The organism is Desulfitobacterium chlororespirans DSM 11544 (assembly GCF_900143285.1).
Classification (GTDB): Bacteria; Bacillota; Desulfitobacteriia; order Desulfitobacteriales; family Desulfitobacteriaceae; genus Desulfitobacterium; species Desulfitobacterium chlororespirans.
The window spans coordinates 20,324-44,389 of record NZ_FRDN01000010.1; the positions used below are offsets into that span (position 1 = coordinate 20,324).

Genomic DNA, 24,066 nt, shown 5'->3' on the forward strand with positions numbered 1-24,066 from the left:
CAGTGACCACCAGACCGCGAATCCGTTGCGACTCGCGGTCTGGTTTATGATATACAGCATACGTAGAGTTGCCCTGGACATATTCGTTCAGGGCATATTTTTTACTCTTAAGCCTTGAATTGCAATACGAATATTAGCTATTATAACTAGAAATTAACTTGATAGGTAGCAAAACCTATTTAAATATGCTAATACTAAAACGAAAGGAGGGGCTAAAATGCTCTTAAATCAAGCTATAAAAGGATTTACAAAGTATCTGAAAGTGATTGACCGCTCACCGGAAACCATCACTGGATATGAAAAGGAGCTTAGCTTCTTTAACAATTTTTTAAGTGTTAAACATAACTGCCCGGTGTATCTGGAGGACATTACCTTGGAGGATATCGAGGATTATCTTCTCGATCAAAAGAAAAGAAAAATGGCATCATCCAGCCGCAGCAGATCCCTTTACATCATCAGAAGCTTTTACAGCTACTGCGTAAAGAAAGACATCTTCACGAAGAATATTGCCACGCTGGTGGAACCGGTGAAAGTAGCTCAAAAGGAAAGAACTTATATTACCGAAGAGGAATTTGCAGAGCTCACAACAACTATTAAGCAACCGGTGATTAGAACGGTGGTGCAAACCATGTTTTATACCGGGGGCCGAATGGCGGAGATGATTAACCTGAAGCTGCAGGATGTGGATTTAGAGAGCAATATACTCCACATCATTGAAGGCAAAGGCAAGAAAAGCCGGGACGTACCCATCAACTACAAGCTCCATGTTATTCTTAAATACTACCTGGCAACTATCCGCAATCCGGAACTGTCTTCAAACCGCTTCTTCGCCATTGACCGAACCGGTAAAGTCTCCGACAGCTATATTAACCGACTCATCTATGAGGCCGTTGAGGAACTAGGCTGGGAAAAGAATATTAGTGCTCACGTATTGCGCCATTCCTTTGGCACTAATCTCTTAGAAAAAGGAGCCTCGGTGGTCAGTATCCAAAAGCTGCTGGGACACTCCAACCTGGCGGTAACTTCAAGATATCTGCACCAAGACATGAATAAGCTCAGTGACACCGTCAATCTTTTATAGGGAGTGAAAAGGCAATGGAGTCAACTTATAGTGCAAAAGTGAATAAAGTAATTGAGATGTTAAAATTCTATACCAGGGATGAGGTTGCAGTCGAACTAGGATATAAGAACTATAAGAGCTTAGACATCTATATGCGCAGAAAAAACTTCAGGTTTGATATGAAAAAGCAGCAGTATGTACCGCTGGAAACCAGAGTCGCCAAGCTGGACCGGGACCCCAAGAACTATGCCCCTACTAAGGTTGTGAGCATCATCGCCGGTTTTGAGGAAGCATACGCCGACCCTATGCTCATTGCCAAGCAGGAAGGATTCCGGGATCACAAGGAAATGGCCAAGTATATGGCCAATAAGGGTTATGAGTGGAATATCTACAAAAACAATTATGTAAAAACCGTGGGAAAAGTAGATGAAACAAAGGTCATAGAGGAAACAGTGACAACCCAAAGTCCACCAGGGAATATAGAGGAGTATCTGCCCTTCCTTCGCTTCCTTTATGAAAAAAGGGACGATATTTACCAGCAGCTATCCGGCACCAAAGAAGACGGCAAGATTCCCAGATATGTGGTGCCGGGGATTGTCCGAACCAAAGCCATCTACATGAGTGATATGATAGCAAAGCTTACAGCTGAATTCAGCAAGGAGAAGAACGTCACCCAGCGGGAGATCGTGGAAGTGGCCTTGATCGAGTTTCTCCAGAAGTATGGCTTTAAGCGGGAGATTGAAACCCTGCTGAAAAATCAGTAGCTGTATGGCAACAATTAAGGAAACCCTTCATAAATAATAAGCTTATAAAGCTTATTATTTATGGATAATGCTAATTATTATATGGCTAGGCACTAGCATAGGCTATTAAGAAGACCCTGAACCCTTAGCGTTATGCGGGTTCAGGGCTTCCTTTATTTTCCTTAGGGTAGGAGGGGTGGTGCTATTAACAGCACTTCAATTAAGGTAAATTTTAATAAAGCCGTTGAGGCTCTTGCAAAAGAAGATGTAGTAGTTACAAATGTCGAAACTGCAGACAAGCAATATGTTAAAGAAGTAAAATTAGCAGAAGACAAAAAATCAGCAGAAGTAGTTTTCTACGATGCTTTAGTAACAAAAAACACTTACAAAGTAGTAGTCGGTGAATCTGAAAAAGAATTTGATTTTGTAGTTGCTGATGTCGCTTCAATAGAAGCCGCAACAGTTCAAACTGGTAAGGCTAATCCAACAGTAAAATATAAAGTTCTAGATACTAATGGATTAGATATTACTTCTAGCACAACAGTAAAATTTGAATCAAATGTAGCCATTAGTTCTAACGGTGTACTTACACTTGTAGCAGGTAATACTGCATTTGTATATGTAGTATATGAAAAAGACGGTGAAGAAGTATTAAGAACCGGAAAAATAACAGTAACAGCAGAAGCGCCGAGAGCAGTTAAACTATTGAATTATACCGTTGACGGAGCAGATTTCACCGCGGCAAATTTTGAAGCTGTAACAACCGTACAAAAAGCTGATAGTCTATCATCAATAACTGTATATGTAGAAGACCAATTTGGTGATAAATCGGACTGGACTTCTAATGCAAAATTTGAATCATTAAATAAAGAAGTAGCATTAGTTGACCAAAACACTGGCACAATAACTCCAATAAAAGAAGGAACCGCTGATGTAAGAATTACAATTGGTGATTTCTCAGTAGTAAGACCTATCCAGGTAGTAGCAGATTCAGAGCTTGCTACTTTAAACTTAGAAAAAGCTTCAATTGAAATCTCGGATCAAGTAAATCAATCGGTTGATGTGGTCATTAAAGACCAATACGGATCTAAATTCAAACCAACTACAGGAAGTCTGACAGCAACAATAAAAAGTGGGTCGAACATAATTGGCGTAACTCCAGCAACAGCCGCCTTGAATGGCTCTTTTGATACACAGGCATATACAATTACACCTGTATCAGGAAAAGAAGGAACAGCAACAATTGAATTTGCAGTTGGAGATGTTAAAACAACTTTAACTGTAAATGTAAAAAAGGCTGGAGTAATTGATAGCTATGCTGTAGAAGGATTTAAAGCTACATTAGATAAAAACATATCAAATGTAGAAAAGAATCCTGCTGATATGACATTAAAAGTATTTGGCGTAGATGCAAATGGTGTTAAAACTGGAACTGCATTAGTATATGCAGCTTCTAGTTCTCCCTATACAGTGGAGTTAAAAGGTAAAGACAAAGATGGAATAGACATCTCAACTACTGGTTTGGTAACAGCAAGTAGCGGAAATGCAAAAATTGCTCCTACTGCAGTAGGAACATATACTGTAACTGTTAAAGTAGGTTCACTGACAGTTTATAATGGCGCATTTGTAGTTGTGGATACAACAGTAGTCGTAAAACCAGTTGTAACCGTTAAAAATTCAAAAATCGAAGCAGAAAATGCAGTTGCAGATATCATCGCAGCTTTAGGCGCAAAACTAGAAGTTAAACTTGGAAGCGATACATTAAATTATAATGGAACCCCATCAGCTGCAACGGACTATAAAATTAGTAAAGTATCCTTTGTATCTGACAACAGTGATTTAATTGCAAGTGCAACCAATGCTACAAACGCAACTACTATGAGTCTTAAAATTGGAACAGCTACATTAGTGATTAGTAAAATCGAAATAGCCGTTGGAACAGGAACTCCAACAACTCACACGGTTGACCTAAACGAAATCTTCACAGTAACAGTAACACAAAAAACACCAGCAGCTCCAGCGACAACCTTCGCATTTGACGGAATAAATAAAAACAAGTTAATGGGTGCTACTACAGCGCATGAATACAGCATTGATGGTGGTGAAAATTGGGCTACTATCACTAGTGTAGACGAATCATTAGCAAGCTTATTAGCATCTATCACAGCTGATAAAGATATCAAGGTGCGTGTTAAAGCTGAAGGTATGGTACCCGTAGGAGCAATTCAAACACTTGACGTTCTTGCTGGACCCGCAGCACCTACAGGTGTCGAAGGCGGAGTTCTGAAAATAACTGGAACAACAACCGCTATGGAATACAGTTCTGATGGAAATACATGGATAGATTGCAGCGATGCAGAAACAATAGTTACTGCGGGTGACTATACAGTTCGTCTTAAGGCAACTGGGTTAACCCTTCCCGGCGAGCCTACTACAGAATTAACTGTAGCAGCATCCTAACCATCCATCCCCTCGAGCAATCGGCGGGCATCGGCCGAACCTCGCCCCCGGGGTCTGCCCCCCAAGATTCAACAAATTTAGAGAAACCTGGTTGCACATTAGAGTGACCAGGTTTCTTGATGTTAATGATCGAGGGAACGGTTTCGTAAGTGCATAATCGGTTCTTTCCAAAGTTTGTTGATTTAAGTGTAAAGCTTATTCAAGAGAACCTTAGCTTTAAGTGCCCTTATATCCAGAAGCACTTATCATGTCATGAATTTTCTGATAGGTGTATCCCTGGCTTTTAAGTTTAAGAACCTGTTGCTCATAAGGTGACAATTTCCCAGGGATAAGGGTATCGTAGTGACCGTTGACCACGGAATAGGAAGGATCCGATGCATCAATACACCAATCTTTTCAATAGCATATCACTGCCAATACATTTCTCTGGCCTCATCGACTTCTTTCTGTTTTTGCTCTATGGCAAGCTGATGCTGGAGTTCTCTAGCTATTTTCTTATCCTCGGGAATTTCGTTTTCAGGAATGGCCAGATATTTGCGGATAGTTACTGGTGATGAATGCAAAAGAAGGCTATGTCGCTTAGGGTAAGTCCTTCTTTTCCCTTTTGATGAGCAAATTTTATGCGCAACGAGCGGTTAGCTGTATCATAAAGAGCCTGCATTTCGGGTGTAATCCCCGTGTACCGATGGCATTTCCACACGTGAGGGAAATGTTCTGATGATATATCTGCCAACGGCTTCCGCCAGATTCTTCAGTAAACGAAAACGGTCACTAATTTGGATGGCCGATGAGTGGGCCACTGTAGCTGCTGAAGCATAAGTAAGATCACCATCTCTGAATATGACTTTAATATTCGGAAAGGTATCCAGCCATTGCTTGACATTATGGGCATCCCTTGAGGGAATTATATCAACAATCTTATGCGTTTCCAGATTGACCATAATAGAGTCATGGAAGTACCGTTTCTTTAAGGCAAAGTCATCGACACAGATTTTTTCTACTTGAGATTTATCCATAGTATCAGGTATTTTTTTACGCAGAGCACATATGCTGCTTTTACACGCTTTCACAGATGCTGTTCTCAAAAGTTGATGCGTTAACGGAACTGAGCTTTAAAGAGGTATGGAGTATATTTTCGAGCAGACGCTTGGTCTTTTTGCCGCTTCTAGTCACAAAAGGATGCCTTTCCGCAAAAGTTTTATGAGAACAATGGGGGTGATCACAAAACATTTTTCGGGTATTCACCAAGAGAATGTACTGTCTGTTTTTCGAAAAGAAAAGTGAAGGGCTTCCAAAGATAAATCTTCGAAAGCCCTTTTCCGAGTAGATTACTGAATATCTATTAATACATCTACATCTTTAACAATTTCACCATTAGCATTTAGTAAGGCAATGTTGATGGTTGCTTTCCCCGTACCGCTCACAGCAATTTTACCACTTGCAATTGGATCCGCCTCTATAGTTGATCCTGCAGGTATAATTGATGTAACTAAGAAACTCCCGATTTTAACAGGTGGTGCTCCTACAGTTACATCTGCTGTGCTGAATGCATTAACATCCACCGCTTTACCTTCTGGATCTAATGCCGTTACTTTTGTAAAGAGATCAGCAAGTGTTATGTCGCCTGCTGCAACAACTTTTGCTGGTGTGGCAACTGTTGCATCAGCAATTGAAGGAGTGGAATCTTTAACCATAACTGTCACTTCTGCTACGGTCGTTTTGAATGCGTCCGCTGTTTCATATATTTTAATAACTGCTGTTCCTGTTGCGACTGCTGTTACTTCGCCTGAATTATCGACTGCTGCAACATCTTCGTCACTTGACTCAAATGAATAATTGGCAAGAGGAACTGTTGGAGCTACAAATAACCCTTCTGCATCATATCCATTTAATAATAGTTGTAATGTTACTGCAGCTGATGCTCCCATCAACTCTAGCTCATATTTCTTATCAATAGTTTCTAATTTGTATTCTGCAATTTCACCAGGTGCTTTAACTGTTAATGAAATTTCCCCTAGCTTTGTGGCATTATGGTTGACTACAACCTTACCAGTACCGAAATTAGCTGCATGAGCGACTAATGTAAGCTTTACTGTTAGATCATCTTCTACAGTGGAAGTTGCAACTGCCGCAGCTATAACATCAGCATCAGCATTATTTGTTGCTGCTGTTTTAACAGCGTCTGCTACTGTTACAAAAGTATCGCCGTATTGGTCTTTAAGAGATACTACGATGTCTGCAGAATCTCCAGTTGCTAATTCTAAGCTAGCTGGCGCTATTGATGATTTAGTAGCATTAACTGCTCTGGCTGTATTTCCAGCGTTTACGGTTATTGCATTTACAATATCTCCGACCTTTGCTGTGATTGTGACATCACCTTTGGCACCTGTTTGAGTTACGGCACCAGTAGTTGCCACTGTAGCTATTGCTACTTTGCTTGTTGATAATCCTACTTTAGCTGTAATGTCCGCATCATCAGCATCTGCGGCCAAAGCTGCAGTTCTGCCCATTACTACAACTTTAGCTACATCTCCAGTAGCCAATTTACCACTTTCGACTTTAACCTCTTCACCGTTTTGTGTCACATATAGTTCAATTGCAGAAATAGAAGTAACTTTATTTGCTTTATCTTGTACTGTTACTTCTTTTAATTCAGATTCAGCTACTACTGCACCAGCCTTTGATACTTTTACTTGGTATTTAAAAGTAGTATCTGCTGCTAAAGCAACTAGCACTCCATTTGAACTAGTTGAACTTGCCCCTGTGAAAACTGCTTTTGAAGCTAAGAATTCCACAGTATACCCTTCTTCTGCTAAAGCGGCCAAATCAGCCGCTTCAGTTCCGCTATTGATAGCAAACTCTAATTTTTGTCCCACTACTATGTCAACTGTACCGGTAATAGCACTTACCGACTCAACAACAAGTTCATCAGAAACAGGTGTACCTGTCAGCTCTGCTTTAACTTTAGCCTGAACTTCAGCCGGTGATAGGGTAGGATTTGCTTTAAACATAGTATCAACTTCGCCTACTGCATATCCAACACCGTCTACTTCATAAGTATACTGACCTATGTTAGTTGCGAAATCTAACCGCCCAGCAGAGCCCCCGAGAATCATTTGTGCAACTGAACCTTTATTGGTTGTGCCTTTCCACAAATCACCGGTCGCTGCAAACACGGGTGAAGCTGTCATCGTGAATGCAACTAAACTCGCTGTGACAATCTTCGCTGCACGAGTGAATTTTTTTCTATTCATCGCTTAATTCCTCCGATTATTGTTTTATGCTATTGCTAAGGGATGATAAATCATCCCTTAGCTTCGATTCTAGTGTGTTTACTTATTTAACAACAGTGTATACGTCATCGCCAATCGTAACGGTGATTACATTAGCATCTGTCACATCAACTATTGTCAGTTTTGATCCCTCAACTGTGTATCCAGTTCCTTCTGTAACAGCAACGCCGTCTTTAGCAACACCGTCTACAGCTGTGACTCCAGCAGGAAGAGTAACATCTACGAACTTAACACCCAGTACATCTTGGAAATCACCTGTTAATACCTTGCTCTCACTGTCGATTGTGAAGCTAATTTCTGTCTTATTACCAGCATTGTCGGTAACAGTCAGAACATAAGCACCATTTTCAGAGATAGCAGTTCCTAATGCATACCCATCTACTGCGGTGCCGCCTTTTGTCAAGACAACAGTTGCAATGTCAGTATCTGTGCTTGCAGGTGTTACTGCTGCAGAATAGGTTTTGCCATCTTCTACACCAGTTACCACCGGAGCAGTTGTGTCGCCAGGAGTAGTTCCTGTTGTAGCAAAGACGATTTTAACGTTTTTGACCAGGTTGGTGGTTGTGGTAGCGGAAACCGTGATATAGTCTCCAGGTACGAAGGTACCGCTTATCTCTCCGTTCGCAGCTACCGTAACGATTGAACCCTTCGTCAAGCTGGTTCCTTCACTGAGCAGACTGTAGTAAGCCAGATTGGAAGCGGTTTTGCCGTATTGGTCTTTTGCCTGGAAGTAGACGTTTTGAGTTCCTTTGGAACCGTCTGCCTGGAATTTAGCCAGAGTAGGTCCGAGCAGGGAAGCGATAGTTCTGCCGCTGGCTGGATCTGCGGTCAGGGTAACCACATCATTATCTCGTTCAACACCAGGTTGTTCGGTAGCAACCTCAACGCTTACACTCTCAGCCTTCGGTCCTGCTGTGGAGGATTCAATGGCTGTGCTGACCGGATAGAGATAGCCGTCAGCTCCCTTAACGGTAACACTAATTGTTCCGGTAGCTCCGGTTTTCGCCAGATCCGCAGGCTTCGTGGCAAGGACTTTAACCGAATCATAAGCGCCACCAGTAGCTCCGCCATAAACGTAGAAGTCACCACTTGTGCTCTTGGCACTGACAACCGGGGTTCCTTTCAGAACAACAAGAGCTCCGGAAGAAGTTTTACCATAGACTTTCGGACTGGCATTCCAGCCTTTTTCCTGATCAGTATAGTTGTTATCCGCTCTCTTGGCAGTACCGCCATAAACAACTTTGGACAACTCATCAATCGAATAGTCCTTGATGTCCGTATCCTTTACTGAAGAGAAGGTCAGGGACTTGCTGTCAACTACTTTATTGTTGACGTCTAACAGCTCGAAACGAACAGTGGTTGAACCAGCTGCACCTGAAGTGAAGACGACTTGAGACTCACCAGTGGTAAGATTGCCATCAGCGTCGCCGCCGGTAACAGTAGCGTTAATGACAGTTGGAGCATCTGATTTTACTCTGATCTTGTAATCACTGGCGGCAGCCGTGGTCATGTCAATCTCTCTGCCGTATTGGTCTTTAACAGTGAAGCCGCCTTTGTCATAGCCGAAGTCGGCTTTTTGGGAGGCACCGCCGGCTTGGAGATTGGTCTTGACGACACTGGAGTCAAACTCCAGCCCATCCGCTTTCACCGTTTTTTGAATATTGATGGTGATGGTGCTGAATTTACCGGTTTCGATCACAGATGCGGAGATAACGGCCGGAATCGAAGAATTGGTGTTGTTTGTAACACGGTCGTTCTTAACAACAGCCGTTCCATCTACATTTCTATCGAGGTAAGCACCGGTAAGTTTGACTTTGCCGTCCAAATCGCTGAACTTAGTGATTTGAACGTTGTTTTGATCATAAGCCACAAAGGGGATTTCCTTGGACTCACCGCTGGCGATAGCTTCCGCGGGAGCATACAGGTTGAAAGTGTAAACTTCGGCTTGTTTCTTCAAGGTTGTATTGAACTGCGAATTTTTACCGGTCCAAGTCATAGCAGTGATGATCACTGGCTGATCCACCAGAGTTCTTTCATCGGAAGCAGTGACTCTGATGGCCGCTTTGGTGGAATCCTTGGGATCTTGAACGAGTTCCGCAGTCACATTAGGACTGGAAGAAGTCAGGTTCGTTGAATTCTCCCCACCTTGGAAGATCAACCCTTGCTTGACCAGCTCATAGTTGGTTGTGGGGTTGCCGCTGAGGTCGGTAGCTTCGTAACCAAGATAGAACACCGTGGTGCTGTCCCCGGCGGTCAGTTCCTTACCATCAGCATTAGTCAAGGTAGTCAATACGATATCGCTCAAGGTGCCGATTTGGGAAGATGTGGCCAAGGTAGCGGTTGTGGAAACACCAGAAGTTGTGTCATTAGCGGTGATAACCACGCCGCCGCTGAAGGTCAGAAGGTTCAGACCGGTTGACGGGGTAACTTTGATCAAACCTTTGCTTGCTTCAATAGAGCCGACACCGGTTTGGAATTGAACGTTTTGTCCCAGAGCCATGTTGGTTATATCCACGCCATATTGATCCAAAACCTTATAGGTGGCATAACCGGTTTGAACGGTCTCATTATCTGTCGTTTTGCTGACGACACCCAGTTTGCTGGAAGTGATCTCGATCTTAGCCACTTTTTGCTCGGATACGGTAATTTCCTTGTTAGCAAGTTCTTTCTCGCCCTCTTTTACAACAACAGTGTAAGTTCCGGCAATGAACTTGGAGGATTTCTTCAGAGCAGCTTTAGCGCCATCCCAGGTAGCGGAGACAGTCACAGGAGCAGTTCCTTGCTTAACTTCGAAAGTAATCTTGGAAGCGTCAGCAGGAGCTTTGGTAAAGTTTACTGCAAAAACATCAGCAGCAACTGCGCTTACAGTATCAACTGCGAATACTCCATCGGAAGGAGGATTCTTCACAGCATCGATTACTGCGTTGCTAACAGCAGCGGTTCCGCCCAGAGCAACGATAACGCTGTCTGCATCTAAGTTGGAAGCGATGTCAGCTTTGACAGTTTTTCCGTCAGTTAAAGCAATCGGGGAATTGGTTTGTGCAGCAAGCACAGAACCGACAAGAGCGTCAGCCAAAGTGAGGCCGTTACCAACATAAACTTTACCGAAATCGAAGTCGAGTTCAGCAATAACTTGTTTGTTGGTGTCGTAACGGTCAGCACCGGCAAGACGTTTTGCACCGGCAATGTCTTTAACACGGGTGGTTCCGCCCACGATGTAGTCAGCTTCAACAGTGCCATTAGCCATACCGTTTTGGTTAGTAACTACGATAGCATAGTTGTTGGCAGCTGCGAAGGAAGCAACGGACATAGCGTCAGCAACGCCGTCATAACCTACAACGAAGGTTCCTGCAGGAGCAGTCAGCTTAGCGTTGATAGCTTCGGCAGTTTCAACACGGCCAGCGCCTTTAACTTCTTCAACTGTGAAGCCGGCAGCTTTCAGTTCGTCAACAACAGCTTTGCTGGCAGCAGCACCAACTACGATGACTTTGTCAACGCCGAGAGCTTTCATGGATTTGACGACATCGTCATTCATGTCAGCTTTATCGGTCAGGTAGATCGGAGCGTCTTCTTGAGCTGCCAGGGGAGCTGCAGCAAGAGCGTCAACGAGGTTATTGGGGTTACCGGCAGCAACAACTGCGGTATCTGCAGAAGCATACGCTTTTTCTGCAATTTTGATCGAGGTTAGGTATCTGTCGGCACCGGCAAGACGGGTATCCTCGTCAGCAGCAAATACGCTGATCGGGGCCATTGACAATACCATACCGGCGATAGCTAAGGAGGCTAAAGCCTTTTTAGTCTTCTTCATGTAGTGAATTTCTCCTCTCATTCTTGTGGTAACGTTTTTTGTCTTCCGGAGTCACGGCGGTCATGTTCGTTTTTTAATTAAGAAGCTCTGTGCCAGACTCCTCACCTTTGCTGATCAGTGGTCGTCACTCACCCCCTTAAATAAGCCGCAAATCTTTAGACATTGCGCAATATCTAAAGGCATCCCACCCCTTAAAGGGGGCGTCCCCCCTGAGAAGCTTACGCCTCGCGGGTGGCTTACCCTTTAGACAGAACTAATGAAGAAACCTTTCACAGTTTCTACACTCGTAATAAACTATTCGATGCTGGATTTAATATTCCTGCAACTATCCAAAAAAATTTCTTAGAAAATCTTAGAAAGTCTTGGAGTTTAGAATTATACGAGCGCATGTTTAAATTCTAACTAAAAACGAAGCGTTTTTCCAGACCCTTTGTAAACTTTTTTATTAACTTTTTCTTAATTGCCGTTTTTTTGAGCTAATATCCCCTGTGAATGAGAATTCCCCGGTAAATTCCCAGAGCAGATTTTCTCTGAAATTCCGGATCATTGATGAGCTTCTCTTCCACCGGATTGGAGATAAAGCCTAATTCAACAAGGATGGCCGGCATGGTGGTATTCTTGATCACGTAAAAATTAGCGGTCTTCACCTTGCGATCCTGGAGCCCCACCTGCTTAATCACTTCTTGCTGAACAGCGGAAGCAAGTTTTCTTCCCTCCTCGGCTTTAGGATTTTCTGCGGAGACGTAGGTGGTCACCCCACCGGCTTCCGGGTTGGAAAAGGCATCGTTATGTATAGAGACGTAGAGATCGGCCGGAATCTGATTCGCTATTTTTACTCTGGCTTGTAAATCTTTTAATTCTGTATAGTTAACACCGGCGGGGGAGGTATCTCCGGTCCTGGTCATGACAACTTTCGCCCCGGCTTGCCGCAAAAGATCCGCTAGGTAAAGTCCCACCGGCAGGGTGGAATTCTTTTCATGAGACCCGCCGGGACCCGACGCCCCCGGGTCCTTGCCTCCATGTCCCGGGTCCACTACGACGGTGAGTCCCGCCAGGAGGTAGGGAGGTTGTATACTTCCTTCCACGATCCCTTTAACCCGTTCGGAAAGCACGGTTTCCCCGCCGATGATGGTAACCAGCAACTGACCTGTTGCCGCATTGCCCAGAGCCGAGTAGGTCACCGCCGGTAAGTCTTCCTGATAGGCCATAAATAAGTAAGCATTTTGTTTAACAGCCAAGGCTCCTGTCACCAGAGCATCAGGGAAATTCTCCCCTGTCACTAGAAAAGTTCTCTGGGATTCAGACGCAAAGTCTGATCCAAATTCCTCTTGAGTAAACCAGAAAGCTTTGGCCGCTGTTTCATACCGGTTATCTCCCGCAATACGGGTCATTCCCGTCAGTCCGGCCACTGCTTCCGGAGAAATCGCTTTTTCGCCCCCGACCACTGTGGTCTTGGTTACGGCTTCCGTCTCCTGATTCAGTTGATAAGCCCCCAAGTCCACCAGCTTCTGACGGGTGACTTCGGGAAGGTCTTTGGCTTTGGTAAGCAAGAGGGGAGTTTCGGTCATTCCCGCATAAGGGCCGATAGCCAGAGCATCAGGAAAGTTCTCCCCGCTGGTGAGAATTACCTGACCGTTGCCGCCTAAGCGATCCGCCACCAGAGCTGCGGTCTCATAACGATCGGCGCCCCCGATTCTTTCCCAAGTCAGGTCCTCTTTTTCCAAAGCCTTGGTAATGGGATTTCCCATAACACCTGTGCCCCCTAAAAGAATCACATGCTGGGCTCCGAGCCGCTTGATTTCCGCCAGGACTCCTTCATCCAAGCCTTTAGAGGCCGTCAGGAGAATGGGAGCGTCATAACGCTTGGAAAGGGGCACCGAGACTAAGGAGTCCGGAAAATCATCGTAGCGGGCTAAGATTACAGTATTCGCCTCGTTCCAACCTTCTTGAGCAATCCGTATGGCTGTCTCGATGCGTGTCTCTCCATAGATGCGCGTTACCTCTGCCGTTAAGGGAGCGGCATTAACACTGGCTTGCCCCATCAGCCAAAAGCTGAAGACAGCACCCAGGACCAGGCTCCATTTGTTTCGTCGTGGCCACACAGAAAACCCTCCTTGCTAACTTGGTATCCTTGGGACTTTCGACAGGTTTCACTTTAATCCTCCTGGAAATTCTGACCATTTAATGAGACTTCTTTCATATTATAAGTCCGGTTATAAAAGCCGACCTGTCCTTAATTACATAGACAGAAAAAAATAAACTTTTCTTCCTCTTATAGATGTTAAGAATTTATAAACTTTGGGATTTCCCTGTCTTTCTACAAGGTATTTGCAAATTGCACAATTAACATGAAGAAACCTGGCCACTCTCATGAGCGACCAGATTTCTCTAACTTTATCGAGGGAGACCTTCCCTCGATCATTATCTATCGTAGACTTCCCTGCGGTGAAGAACTCTAAGAGTATATAAGGTAGTAATGACTATATTCATAGGTCACCTAACTGTCTCTTGATCTCATCTAAGCTATGGATCTTACCGGCTTTTATGTCTTCCTTACCCTGAGCAATGGCAGCCTTATCTTCTTCTGTCAGCTCCTCGTCATCGTACAAAGGGTTTGTTAATGCTTCTTCGCGAAGTTTGTCCTCAGCCAGCACAAAGATCCCTCCCCAACAGTTAAAGTCCTAGGAATAGACACTATTATTAGGTTTCACAGGTACATAAGCTATTTGTCTAAACGTGATTTGGGTTTGACGCTCACAACTTGCCGCCCAGTCCTTTGCGACTTTGTATTCGGGCAGCAATTTCATCAATCGTTGCGCCTTCAAGCAGTTTCGTGCGTTCTTCGGTGTAGTTGCCGCTTCCGCTATCGAACTGCCTTAGGAAATTCACTGCTCCCGCCGTACCCAGGCCGTTTACCAAAAGACGAAAGCCCTCTTCCTGGATGGAGTTTAAATTACTGTTCATCATATAGCACCTCCGTCAGCCATATCAAGGGATTTTTTACTTTCACATTTGCGTCTGAGCGGATCGCTGCGTTAATCAGCTTGCGATCAGTGGTGAGAAAAATATCAACGCCACCTGCCTCCGCGCTTGCCAAATGGAGCGCATCGTAGGCCTTGAAAGGGGCGGTTAAGGCAGCAGTTGTCCAAATAGATTTTCATGGACACACATCCTCCTATGATTATTATACTCCAAGCGTCGTAAGAACTCAATTGATGCTAATTATAGTATACCAGATATTCTCAAAAAAGTTAGATTTCTAACACCTCCTTGTTTTAGATGCTTTTCCATATAAGCTCCAGGCCTAGATATTAAGAATTTATTAACTTTTGGATTTCCCTGTTATTTCTACAAGGTATTTGGCCTTTTGTCACGAAATGTTTGCCAATTGCTTATTACGGGTAAAATGAAATAAGGATGTCGAAACCATGGCGTTATTTCATTTTGATTGATAAAGTGAAATAACTGTGCTATTTTGAAGACAGTAATTTCATTTTAGGAGATGGGAAGCATGAAAAACCGTGCTGGCGAATATAGAACAAATTTAACCGGTGAGCTTCAATATCGATCCTTTTTACCTTATCCATTGCCGCCAAGTCCGCCCATTGAGCTTGATGAAGAAACTATTAAGCTGCTTGCTAAGGCTAACCGCAGCATCGGTATTTTAGAAGGCATGTCAAGACAGATTCCTGATATTGATCTGTTTGTTTCTATGTATGTACGCAAGGAAGCCTTGCTGTCTTCGCAAATTGAAGGTACTCAGGCGACACTGGATGATATACTTGACCCGAACATTGAGGAAAACACCAACCAGAATGTCGCCGATGTCATCAACTATATCAAGGCCTCGCAGTATGGCTCAGCACGGCTTGCTGAACTTCCATTATGCAATCGCCTGCTTAAGGAAATTCACGAGATACTCATGCAGGACGTACGAGATGGAGAAAAAAGCCCCGGTGAATTCAGGAGTAGCCAAAACTGGATTGGACCGGCAGGCAGCACCTTAAGGGATGCAAGGTACATTCCTCCCCATCCTGAAGACATGCTTGAGGCGATGTCTGACCTTGAAAAATTTATAAACAGCGAGGATGAGCTTGATCCATTAATTAAAATAGCTTTGATTCACTATCAGTTTGAAACCATCCACCCATTTTTAGATGGTAACGGCAGAATAGGCCGGCTTCTCATTGCACTTTATCTGATTAACCAAAACCTATTGCGTCATGAGACTTTATATATATCTTATTTTTTAAAGAGAAACAGAATTGAGTATTATGACCGATTGACAGAGGTTAGATCGAAAGGTAATTTTGAGCAATGGCTGAAATTCTTTCTTTTAGCGGCCTATGAGTCAGCTCAGGATGCAATTGATACCATTGAAAGGATAATCAAGCTGCATTATAAAAATGTTGAAGTTGTAAAAAACACTGGAAAAGCTTCAAAAACTATCATGAAGGTATTCAATTATCTTGAAAGCAGTCCGATTATCGACATAAAAAAAACCAGTCTAGCATTGGAACTTTCTTTTAATACAGTGTCCAATGCTGTTAACAAGCTTGTTGAATTGGGAATACTAAAGCAAACCGAGAATGTCCGCAGAAGTCGGGTATTTGCTTATGAAGAGTATCTGGAGATACTGCGTAAAGATACCTAAAATGAAAAGAACAATTTATGAAAGCATCTGTTTATTCAGGTGCTTTTTTTCAAGCCCAATTATTTCACGGTTTTCGGGCTAGGGGCTATTTTCTAGAAAACCCTGGCGTAGATGTTAATAATTTATTAACTTTTGGATTTCCCTGTTATTTCTACAAGGTATTTGACCTTTTGTCACGAATTATTTTCAAGTATCCAAAAACATGTCAGATTTTGTGGTCTGCTGTAGTCTATGTTTAAAGACTTTGCCTATTAATCCTATTAATTATTACGCTTAGAATGTTGATCAATAGGTGGGTAAGCCGGGTTCACAAGCTGATTTGAAGCTTAGTCGGGCCGGATGAGAAGTAGGGAAGGAGAGAACGATGAAAAAGAGAATCAAAACAGCCGTTGTGACTCTGACGGCATTCACCCTTTTATTCACAAGTCCCATGTTTACTCCCACAATACCAGAGGAAGTTAAAGCGGAAACCTCCCTGACCCAGCCGTTGCGTCTTGCGGGGAATTCCCGTTATGATACAGCTATTCAAGTTTCCCAATCAGGCTGGAATTATGCCGAGGCGGTGGTTCTGGCCCGGGGGGATGATTTTCCTGACGCTCTGGCCGGTGTGGTGTTGGCCAAGAGCTCCTTGGTCAATGGCCCGCTTCTCCTGACCGAGACCGCTCAGTTAAGCGAAGGTGTGCTGGAAGAAATCCAACGTCTGGGGGCCACTAAGGTCTATATCCTGGGCAGCCCGGGCGCCGTATCCGAGAAAGTCGAGAGCACCCTGGCCGATCAAGGCTTAACCGTAGAACGACTTGAGGGAACTAATCGTTATGGGACGGCCGGTGAAATCGCTAAAGCAGCCGTTCCTCAGTCCGAAAAAGTTTTCCTGGCTTCCGGCAGTGATTTTCCCGATGCCTTAAGCATCTCCTCTTACGCTGCCGCGCAGGGAATTCCGTTACTTTTAACAGAGAAGAAATCTGTTCCTGAGGTGACTCTGGAAACTCTGCAAGCCCTGGGCGTCTCCGAAGTGACTTTAATCGGCGGGGAGGGAGTCATCCTTCCTGAAGTGAAGGCGCAGCTGGAGGGTCTGGACTATACCGTGGATCGTCTGTCCGGCGCGGACCGCTATGGAACCAATCTGGAAATACTCAACAGCTTAAGCTTCAACACAGAGGCTGTCTATATCGCTACAGGGGCGAAATTCCCGGATGCCTTGGCAGGAGCGGCCCTGGCAGCACAGAACAATCACCCCATCGTCTTAGCCCCACCCAAGGCCTTCAGCGAAGAAGGCATGAGCTACCTGGGCAGCCGCCGTGACGAGGGAGCCTCCTTCACTCTGCTGGGTGGCTGGGGAGTGATCAGCTATGGCATGGAAAGCATTATTCGCACAGGGAATGTGAATCCAAAGATTTCCCTCCAATACTGGGACGGTTATGCCAGCTATGAGACCTATCTTCGTCAACTTTCCTTGATTCCCGGCAAGGCTACAGATTATGTGGACTATGTGTCCCCGAACTGGCGCGGTTCCATCGGTACGGACGGAAGCTTGAAGCTGGTATGGGACGAAGGCTCCAGCAATTATAAGCAACTGACCAATATGGCCCACGGGCTGGGTATGAAAGTTCTGCCTCTGATCAATGGCAGCGGGGCAACCCTGAATACCCTCTTGAAAAGCCCGGCTGCCCAGGAAAAGCTGATCGGCGAGATCGTGGTTCTGCTTAAGAATACCAATGCCGACGGAGTGGTCATCGATTTTGAGACTCCTTTGGATTACGGGGATGCCAAGGATCCTTATGATGGGGTAAGAAACGATTTGACCACCTTTATGGAATCCCTCCACTCTGAGTTACAGTCTATGAATAAGCTGGTAGTCATGGCGGTCATGCCCCGCATGTCTTCTTCTCAGTACTGGCTGGATGCCTATGATTATGAAGCTCTTTCTCATGCTGTGGATTATCTCCATGTCATGACCTATGATCATCATTATCGGACTTCCGCTCCCGGACCCATCGCCCCTTATCCTTGGATTAAGCAGGTTCTGACCTATATCCAAGATCAAGGGGTAGACATGAGCAAGGTTCTGATGGGGATTCCTTATTACGGACGGGATTGGGTGGTTGACGGCAAAGATGCCAATGGCAATCCCACCTACAATTCTACAGCCTTCGGCTATTCCAAGGCTTTAGAGCTCGCCGACTCCTATGGCGCAACTATCACCTACTCCAAATACAATGATGCAGATCCTGTAGGGACACCGACCTTTAAGTATACCGATGAGAAGGGTGTGGAGCACACCGTATTCTTCGATGATTATACCAGCTGGAATGCCAAGCTCTCCATCATCAATGAATTCGGACTGGCCGGAGTAGGCCCCTGGGCTATGGGCTGGGTGGATGAGAATACGGCTGAAGGCCTGTTTCCACTGCTCAATCAGCATCTGCGCTAGGAAGATAATCCAAATAGATAAGGGAGTGTCGTTGGCTGCTTCACAGCAGCTGGACACTCCCTTTGTGCTATTGCTTTTTATAAACTTCTTTACGATGGCCTACAGCCACGATGAGTATAGTGATTTGACGGTCATTTATTTCTGCAAGCAAACGATAGTCACCTATCCGATATCGCCACTTATGGTCCAAATTACCCTTAAGTGCCTTTCCTTGCTGGCGTGGATTTTCACACCCCTCCAAATGTTTGCGTATCCAGGCTAGAATAAGGAGGGCAATAGGTTTATCCAGCTTCTTAAGGTTCTTTTTCGCTTCTTCAGTAAAAGCAACCTTGTACATCAGCGAATACCCAATTCCTTTTCAACTTCATCTAGGGAATAGGTCACAGGATCTTTTAGGTATTCTGTCATTGCTTTTTCATACAGCTCAAGATCATATTCGTCTTCTATTTGTTCAAGGATTGCCTTTCTCATCACATCCGAGACGCTTTGATTTTTCATTTTTGCATATCCCTTGATAAGCTCTGCTTCAGCAGGACTAAGCCTAATCGAAATAGTCATCATGCTGACCTCCTTTCTTCTTGTAATACATAGTATTACACTCATGAGTCATTTGTCAATGAACTAAAAATCCTGGCTCACGCCTTGAAATATGCCCTTTTTCGTTGTACCCTTAAGTGTAGAATTTTTAACGTATTAGACATTATATGATGAAAGGAAGAATACTATGTCTATTCCCCTGTTGGATTTGAAGGCTCAATATCTTTCTATTAAAGAGGAAATAGATCAGGCCGTCCTGGCGGTTCTGGATTCCAGCAAATTTATTTTCGGTCCCGAGATGAAGCGTTTTGAGGAAGAGATGGCCCTGTACTGCGGGACCAAGCATGCCATAGCTGTAGGCAACGGCACCGATGCTTTGGTGATTGCCTTAAAAGCCTGTGGCATAGCCCCTGGCGATGAAGTAATCACCAGCCCCTTCACCTTTTTTGCTTCTGCAGAAGCCATCGCTCAAGTGGGTGCTACGCCGGTGTTCGTAGATGTGGATCCCCGTACCTTGAATATGGATGCGGCTAAGCTGGAGGAAAAGATAACCCCACGAACCAAGGGAATTATCCCTGTCCATATCTTTGGCCAGATGGCGGATATGGATCCTATCCTAGCTTTGGCTCAAAAACATCAGTTAAAAGTGATCGAGGATGCGGCACAAGCCATAGGGGCAGAATATAAAGGACATAAAGCCGGAGCTCTAGGGGATGCGGGAACCTTCAGCTTTTTCCCCACCAAGAATTTAGGAGGGTATGGTGACGGCGGGATGATCGTCACCAATGACGATGCTTTAGCCGAGGATGCCCGCATGCTGCGTTTTCATGGCTGCAAGACCAAGTATTATCATGATGAGATCGGGTATAACAGCCGTCTTGATGAACTGCAGGCAGCTATCCTCCGGGTTAAGTTCCGTTACATCGATCAATGGAATCAGATCCGGGCTGAAAAGGCCGCTGTCTATCATCAACTGCTGGCTCCTTTGGCAGATGCTCATAAGGTCATCCTCCCCTTTACGGATGTGAATAATAAGCATGTTTTCCATCTTTATGTAGTGCGGACGACACAGCGGGAGAAGCTTATGGCTGCTTTAACAGATAGGGGCGTGGCCAATGCTGTCTATTATCCGGTGCCCCTGCATCTGCAGAAAGCCTTAGCCTATCTGGGCTACCAGGCCGGGGATTTCCCCATCGCCGAAGAAGCTTGTAAGCAAGCCCTGGCTGTTCCCTGTTATCCGGAATTAACTCAGCAACAGCAGGAGGAAATTGCGGTCATCCTGTTAAAGATGTTAGGCTGAGTTCATGATATTTTTTGTTTAGGGTAAATTAATAACTGGAATACGAGGTTTGTTGATTAGATAGATGCAAAATAAGTAAGCATTTGAGGAGGCCCCTATGTTTTGGAATAATGGACTGACCCGACGCAATGAGAGTCGTTTGATTTTACTGGTACTGGTGATGCTATCAGCGATGCTTCTCCCCTCCTTTGAAGTTCACCCTTCTTTACCCAATATCCGGGTGGATGAGGTGCTTTTATTCGGAATCTTTGGCTTAAATTTCTTAGCCTTTATAGCCAGGGGGTTTCGTTTCTCACCTGATGTCCGGGAAGAGCTTCGGGCACAGCAGCCGGTACTCAAATGGGTTCTGATCCTTTGGGGGCTTCTTACCCTTTCCTATGCCATTTCCAATTTTTATGGCGTGGTGATTCTGGGAGCCGGCTACTACGGCTTAAGAGACGTGATGGAACTGGTCACTTTCTTTAAACATTTTCTGGTGATCACCCTTGTTCTGTCCATTGACTTGCAAGAAGGCGAGTTCGGTTTCCTTAAGAACGTCTTCTTAGGAGCCTTAGGGTTTCTCATCCTCTTTGGCTGGGGACAGCATTTCAATTTATTTAATATGAATACTTGGATCTCCCCTTTCTTCAACCCCCTGCACTGGGATACCCTGATTCTGGGTAACCCGGCCCGGGTTCTGGGGACTTTTGACAATCCTAACGTCTTCGGTATCTTTACGGTGATTACCCTGTCTTATCTCACTGTTCGCTATTTCTTCGGGGAACATCAGGGCAGATTCCCCTGGCTGATCTTTGTTCTTATCGGCCTGGTCATCAAACTGGAGTTTCTTACGATTTCCCGCACGGCTCTCTTTGGCATTGCTTTGCTTTATATCATTCTGTGTGCATGGGCCTTTTTCTATCACCATCGCAGTAAAGAGGTCCTGATCAAAATAGGGGCCTTGTTCTTGCTGACTATCATCCTTTTTGCCACGGCTTCCGGGGATTTCTTCTACCGGCTTACCGAGGGGCTTAATTTCTCCAACAGCACTTCTTTCCAAGGGCATATGGATCGTTGGGGAGTCGCCGTGGGAAGCATCTCCCAATCGCCGATTTTGGGCTGGGGTACCCAGAAGTATGTCATGACCACCCTGGTGGATAATGAATATGCCCTCTTCTCCAGACGCTATGGTTTTGTCGGGCTGGCGGTTTATCTGAGTTTCTTCCTCCTGCCCTTTATCAAAGGGTTTATGCATCTGAGAAGACAAAGTCAGATGCTGGTGCACGGACGCTCTTACGATCTGCCTTCGCAACTGATCGCGGCCTATGTGGCCGTCCTGCCCTCCATCTTTGTCTATAATTTTATGGCCGGTATATTCTACAATCTCCAACTTATGACTCTCTTTTCCATTACCATCGGACTGGTCTACAATTCCCTGAAAAGACGACGCGGATTACTTTAAAGAAGCCTGAGGTTCCATCATGAAGATCTTAGTCATCTCCCATATGTATCCTTCAACCCAAAATCCTACTTACGGAATTTTCGTTCATGAGCAGGTCAAGGCTTTAGTGGCAGGAGGCTGTGAGGTCAAAGTCATTTCTCCCGTCCCCTATGCCCCTTGGCCTCTTCCTGTGTTGAAAAAAAAATGGCAGGCTTACGCTTCCATGCCTGCAAAGGACAGAGTGGATGGGATTGAGGTGTTCTATCCCAGATACCCGGAATTCCCCCGTTCTTACCTTTTGGAGCATTCCGGGGCTTTGATGTATCTGGGCCTGAGAAATCTGGTTAAAACTATTGGTAAAGAGTTTCCCTTCGATCTGATCCATGCCCATGTCGCTTTGCCTGATGGACATGCCGCTTATGGCCTGAAAAAAGAGTTTCCCGTTCCTGGAGTGGTCACCATCCATGGGCAGGATTTTCAATCCACTTTACATAAAGGACCTTCCTGCCGGAAGAGGCTGCAGGAAGTCTTGCTGGGTACGGACAGCGTGATTACCGTCAGCACCAAATTGAAAAACCTGGTTAAGGATGAGCCTTACTATCCTAAAATCCAGGTCATTAATAATGGCATCCATCTTGCCGAGATTGACCGGGCCGAAGTGAGCAGATCCAGAGCCCGGGATCAAATTACCATCCTTAGTGTCTCTAACCTCAAAAAGACCAAGGGAATCGATCTGAACCTCCGAGCCCTGGCCTCTTTGGTGAAAACCTATCCTAACCTGACCTACAGAATCGTAGGAGACGGGGAGGAACGCAAGAATTTAGAAGCCCTGGCAGAGAGTCTGGATCTGGGCAACCATGTATTCTTCCTGGGAAAACTCCCCCACCGGGAAGCTCTCCAGGAGATGGCCCAGGCGGATATCTTCTGCCTGCCCAGCTGGCAGGAGGGCTTCGGCGTGGTCTATATCGAAGCCATGTCCTTGGGGATTCCGGTCATAGGAGTCAAGGGAGAAGGAATCGAGGACGTCATCGACCCTGGAATAAACGGACTGCTCGTCCGCCCTCATGAGGTGGAGGACCTGGCGGAAGCCCTGGAGTCTCTCCTGAAGTCTCCCGACTACGCTCGGAGATTGGCTGAAGCCGGTAAGGCTACGGTTCTGGCAGGCTTTACCTGGGAGCATAATGCGGCGAGGACGATTGAGCTGTATAGGAGTTTGTTAGGGAGGTAAACACCTTTGAAACTATGTATTCTCACCACAGGACACCAAGCCCTGGATAACAGGATATTCTACAAACAGGCCCTGACCCTGAAGAAGAACTATGATGACATCACCCTAATCGTTCCCGATGAGCGGGAAGAATATCTGGAACAAGGTGTGCGCATTCTCGGTGTGAAACGGGCCAATTCCCTCTACGGCAGATTCCAGTTAGGGGATACGGTAGTGCAAAAGGCTATCGAAGTCGGGGCTGATGTCTATCATTTTCATGATTTTGAGCTGATTTATAAAGTGGGCAAGATCAAGAAGGCCCTCCCTCACTGCAAGCTCATCTATGATGTCCATGAGCATTATCCTGATATGATGAGCATGTCCAAGAAGATTCCCCGGCTGCTCCGGCCTTTGGCCACCTTTGTCGTGGATAAGAGCGAGATCCTCTTAGCCAAGAAATTCGACCAGATCATTACGGCGGATGATGCGGTGAAGGAGCGCTTTGATCCTTATCACCCTCATGTGGATGTGATCTATAATTTTTCAGAGTTTGAGCCTAAAGAAGTTCACCTGGAAAAAGAATATGACATTATCTATCAGGGGGGCATTACCTTAGAGCGCGGCGCCTATCATTTGGTTCAAGCCGTTCACCTGCTTAAAAAAGATTACCCCGGGGTCAAGATGGTCTTTGTAGGTCCCTTTAATGATCCGGAAGGTCAGCGCCTGGTGGACGGATATATTCACAAACATCACCTGGAGGACAATATCCTCTTTACCGGCAAGGTTCCTCATGTGGAAGTGGAAGATTACGTGCGTAAATCCCGGATCGGTGCCGTAACCCTGCTCCCTTTGCCGAAGTATTACAAGAATATCCCGATCAAGCAGTTTGAATACATGAGCTGCGGCATCCCTGTGGTAGGCAGCAACCTGCCTCCCATCACCCGCTTCCTTACTCCTTACCACAGCGGTCTGATCGTGGATCCTACCCAACCGGAGGAGATCGCTCAGGCCTTTAAAACCCTGCTTGCCGATGCCAAGCTGCGTCAGGAAATGGGGGCCAATGGCCTCAAAGCCGTCAGGGAAGCTTATAACTGGGGAAAGATGGAGGAGCGGCTCCTCAACCTCTACGCCCGACTTGAAGTGAGGAAGTGAA

Annotated in this window: 18 protein-coding genes; 9 read left to right on the forward strand and 9 right to left on the reverse strand. The window is 45.3% G+C overall.

The features are described from left to right. Positions 1–217: 217 nt before the first annotated feature. The 3 genes from BUA14_RS16080 (at position 218) to BUA14_RS16090 (ending at position 4,263) form a co-directional block, all read left to right on the forward strand. Positions 218–1,081, forward strand: coding sequence for a tyrosine-type recombinase/integrase (locus tag BUA14_RS16080; RefSeq protein ID WP_072773545.1), 864 nt, complete (start codon positions 218–220; stop codon positions 1,079–1,081). 14 nt (positions 1,082–1,095) lie between these two features. Further along, entirely contained in the window at positions 1,096–1,824 is a 729-nt protein-coding gene (locus tag BUA14_RS16085) for a hypothetical protein (RefSeq protein ID WP_072773546.1), read from the forward strand. Between the two features lie 684 nt (positions 1,825–2,508). Further along, positions 2,509–4,263 carry a hypothetical protein gene (locus BUA14_RS16090; protein ID WP_072773547.1) on the forward strand — a complete coding sequence of 585 codons (1,755 nt, stop codon included), beginning with the start codon at positions 2,509–2,511 and terminating at the stop codon, positions 4,261–4,263. Between the two features lie 407 nt (positions 4,264–4,670). On the opposite strand, the gene BUA14_RS27990 is transcribed toward BUA14_RS16090, so the two are convergent. The 7 genes from BUA14_RS27990 to BUA14_RS16120 all read right to left on the reverse strand — a co-directional run bounded on the left by BUA14_RS27990 (position 4,671) and on the right by BUA14_RS16120 (position 14,331). Next, positions 4,671–4,826 carry a hypothetical protein gene (locus BUA14_RS27990; RefSeq protein WP_178371712.1) on the reverse strand — a complete coding sequence of 52 codons (156 nt, stop codon included), beginning with the start codon at positions 4,824–4,826 and terminating at the stop codon, positions 4,671–4,673. A gap of 81 nt (positions 4,827–4,907) precedes the next feature. Then, complete coding sequence (locus BUA14_RS16100; RefSeq protein WP_072773549.1) at positions 4,908–5,333, reverse strand: transposase; 426 nt, start codon at positions 5,331–5,333, stop codon at positions 4,908–4,910. 258 nt (positions 5,334–5,591) lie between these two features. Further along, a complete protein-coding gene (locus tag BUA14_RS16105) occupies positions 5,592–7,517 on the reverse strand; it encodes an Ig-like domain-containing protein (RefSeq protein ID WP_072773550.1) in 1,926 nt (641 codons plus the stop codon). 82 nt (positions 7,518–7,599) lie between these two features. Then, positions 7,600–11,364 (reverse strand): cell wall-binding repeat-containing protein, encoded by a 3,765-nt coding sequence (locus BUA14_RS16110; protein ID WP_072773551.1) that lies wholly within the window; start codon positions 11,362–11,364, stop codon positions 7,600–7,602. A 476-nt stretch (positions 11,365–11,840) separates the two neighbouring features. Further along, positions 11,841–13,466, reverse strand: a complete 1,626-nt coding sequence (locus BUA14_RS16115) for an N-acetylmuramoyl-L-alanine amidase (RefSeq protein WP_072773552.1) — start codon at positions 13,464–13,466, stop codon at positions 11,841–11,843. 384 nt (positions 13,467–13,850) lie between these two features. Beyond that, positions 13,851–14,018 (reverse strand): hypothetical protein, encoded by a 168-nt coding sequence (locus BUA14_RS27995; RefSeq protein ID WP_015945259.1) that lies wholly within the window; start codon positions 14,016–14,018, stop codon positions 13,851–13,853. Positions 14,019–14,118: 100 nt separating this feature from the next. Beyond that, positions 14,119–14,331 (reverse strand): hypothetical protein, encoded by a 213-nt coding sequence (locus BUA14_RS16120; RefSeq protein ID WP_015945260.1) that lies wholly within the window; start codon positions 14,329–14,331, stop codon positions 14,119–14,121. A 535-nt stretch (positions 14,332–14,866) separates the two neighbouring features. Here BUA14_RS16120 and BUA14_RS16125 point away from each other — a divergent pair. Next, positions 14,867–16,018 carry a Fic family protein gene (locus BUA14_RS16125; RefSeq protein ID WP_072773553.1) on the forward strand — a complete coding sequence of 384 codons (1,152 nt, stop codon included), beginning with the start codon at positions 14,867–14,869 and terminating at the stop codon, positions 16,016–16,018. Between the two features lie 364 nt (positions 16,019–16,382). Then, entirely contained in the window at positions 16,383–18,449 is a 2,067-nt protein-coding gene (locus tag BUA14_RS16130; RefSeq protein WP_072773554.1) for a cell wall-binding repeat-containing protein, read from the forward strand. Between the two features lie 67 nt (positions 18,450–18,516). Here the strand turns inward: BUA14_RS16130 and BUA14_RS16135 are convergent, their stop codons facing one another. After that, positions 18,517–18,786, reverse strand: a complete 270-nt coding sequence (locus tag BUA14_RS16135; RefSeq protein ID WP_178371713.1) for a type II toxin-antitoxin system RelE family toxin — start codon at positions 18,784–18,786, stop codon at positions 18,517–18,519. After that, the gene (gene relB, locus BUA14_RS16140; RefSeq protein ID WP_427846696.1) at positions 18,786–19,010 is read right to left on the reverse strand and encodes a type II toxin-antitoxin system RelB family antitoxin; all 225 of its coding nucleotides are present in this window, start codon (positions 19,008–19,010) and stop codon (positions 18,786–18,788) included. The genes BUA14_RS16135 and relB overlap by 1 nt, the downstream gene beginning before the upstream one ends. Positions 19,011–19,173: 163 nt before the next feature. Between relB and BUA14_RS16145 the strand changes: the two genes are divergently transcribed. The 4 genes from BUA14_RS16145 to BUA14_RS16160 all read left to right on the forward strand — a co-directional run bounded on the left by BUA14_RS16145 (position 19,174) and on the right by BUA14_RS16160 (position 24,065). Next, positions 19,174–20,286, forward strand: a complete 1,113-nt coding sequence (locus tag BUA14_RS16145) for a DegT/DnrJ/EryC1/StrS family aminotransferase (RefSeq protein WP_072773557.1) — start codon at positions 19,174–19,176, stop codon at positions 20,284–20,286. Between the two features lie 97 nt (positions 20,287–20,383). Further along, positions 20,384–21,727 (forward strand): O-antigen ligase family protein, encoded by a 1,344-nt coding sequence (locus BUA14_RS16150; protein WP_072773558.1) that lies wholly within the window; start codon positions 20,384–20,386, stop codon positions 21,725–21,727. 19 nt (positions 21,728–21,746) lie between these two features. Then, positions 21,747–22,934, forward strand: a complete 1,188-nt coding sequence (locus tag BUA14_RS16155) for a glycosyltransferase family 4 protein (protein ID WP_072773559.1) — start codon at positions 21,747–21,749, stop codon at positions 22,932–22,934. Between the two features lie 6 nt (positions 22,935–22,940). Further along, on the forward strand, positions 22,941–24,065 hold the full coding sequence (locus BUA14_RS16160) for a glycosyltransferase family 4 protein (RefSeq protein ID WP_072773560.1): 1,125 nt from the start codon (positions 22,941–22,943) through the stop codon (positions 24,063–24,065). Position 24,066 lies beyond the last annotated feature (1 nt).

Bases quoted from the DNA above. Each gene is read 5' to 3' on its own strand.
- BUA14_RS16080 (WP_072773545.1), top strand. From the start codon at position 218: ATGCTCTTAAATCAAGCTATAAAAGGATTTACAAAGTATCTGAAAGTG.
- BUA14_RS16085 (WP_072773546.1), top strand. From the start codon at position 1,096: ATGGAGTCAACTTATAGTGCAAAAGTGAATAAAGTAATTGAGATGTTA.
- BUA14_RS16105 (WP_072773550.1), bottom strand. From the start codon at position 7,517: ATGAATAGAAAAAAATTCACTCGTGCAGCGAAGATTGTCACAGCGAGT.
- BUA14_RS16110 (WP_072773551.1), bottom strand. From the start codon at position 11,364: ATGAAGAAGACTAAAAAGGCTTTAGCCTCCTTAGCTATCGCCGGTATG.
- BUA14_RS16120 (WP_015945260.1), bottom strand. From the start codon at position 14,331: ATGATGAACAGTAATTTAAACTCCATCCAGGAAGAGGGCTTTCGTCTT.
- BUA14_RS16125 (WP_072773553.1), top strand. From the start codon at position 14,867: ATGGGAAGCATGAAAAACCGTGCTGGCGAATATAGAACAAATTTAACC.
- BUA14_RS16130 (WP_072773554.1), top strand. From the start codon at position 16,383: ATGAAAAAGAGAATCAAAACAGCCGTTGTGACTCTGACGGCATTCACC.
- BUA14_RS16135 (WP_178371713.1), bottom strand. From the start codon at position 18,786: ATGTACAAGGTTGCTTTTACTGAAGAAGCGAAAAAGAACCTTAAGAAG.
- relB (WP_427846696.1), bottom strand. From the start codon at position 19,010: ATGATGACTATTTCGATTAGGCTTAGTCCTGCTGAAGCAGAGCTTATC.
- BUA14_RS16145 (WP_072773557.1), top strand. From the start codon at position 19,174: ATGTCTATTCCCCTGTTGGATTTGAAGGCTCAATATCTTTCTATTAAA.
- BUA14_RS16150 (WP_072773558.1), top strand. From the start codon at position 20,384: ATGTTTTGGAATAATGGACTGACCCGACGCAATGAGAGTCGTTTGATT.
- BUA14_RS16155 (WP_072773559.1), top strand. From the start codon at position 21,747: ATGAAGATCTTAGTCATCTCCCATATGTATCCTTCAACCCAAAATCCT.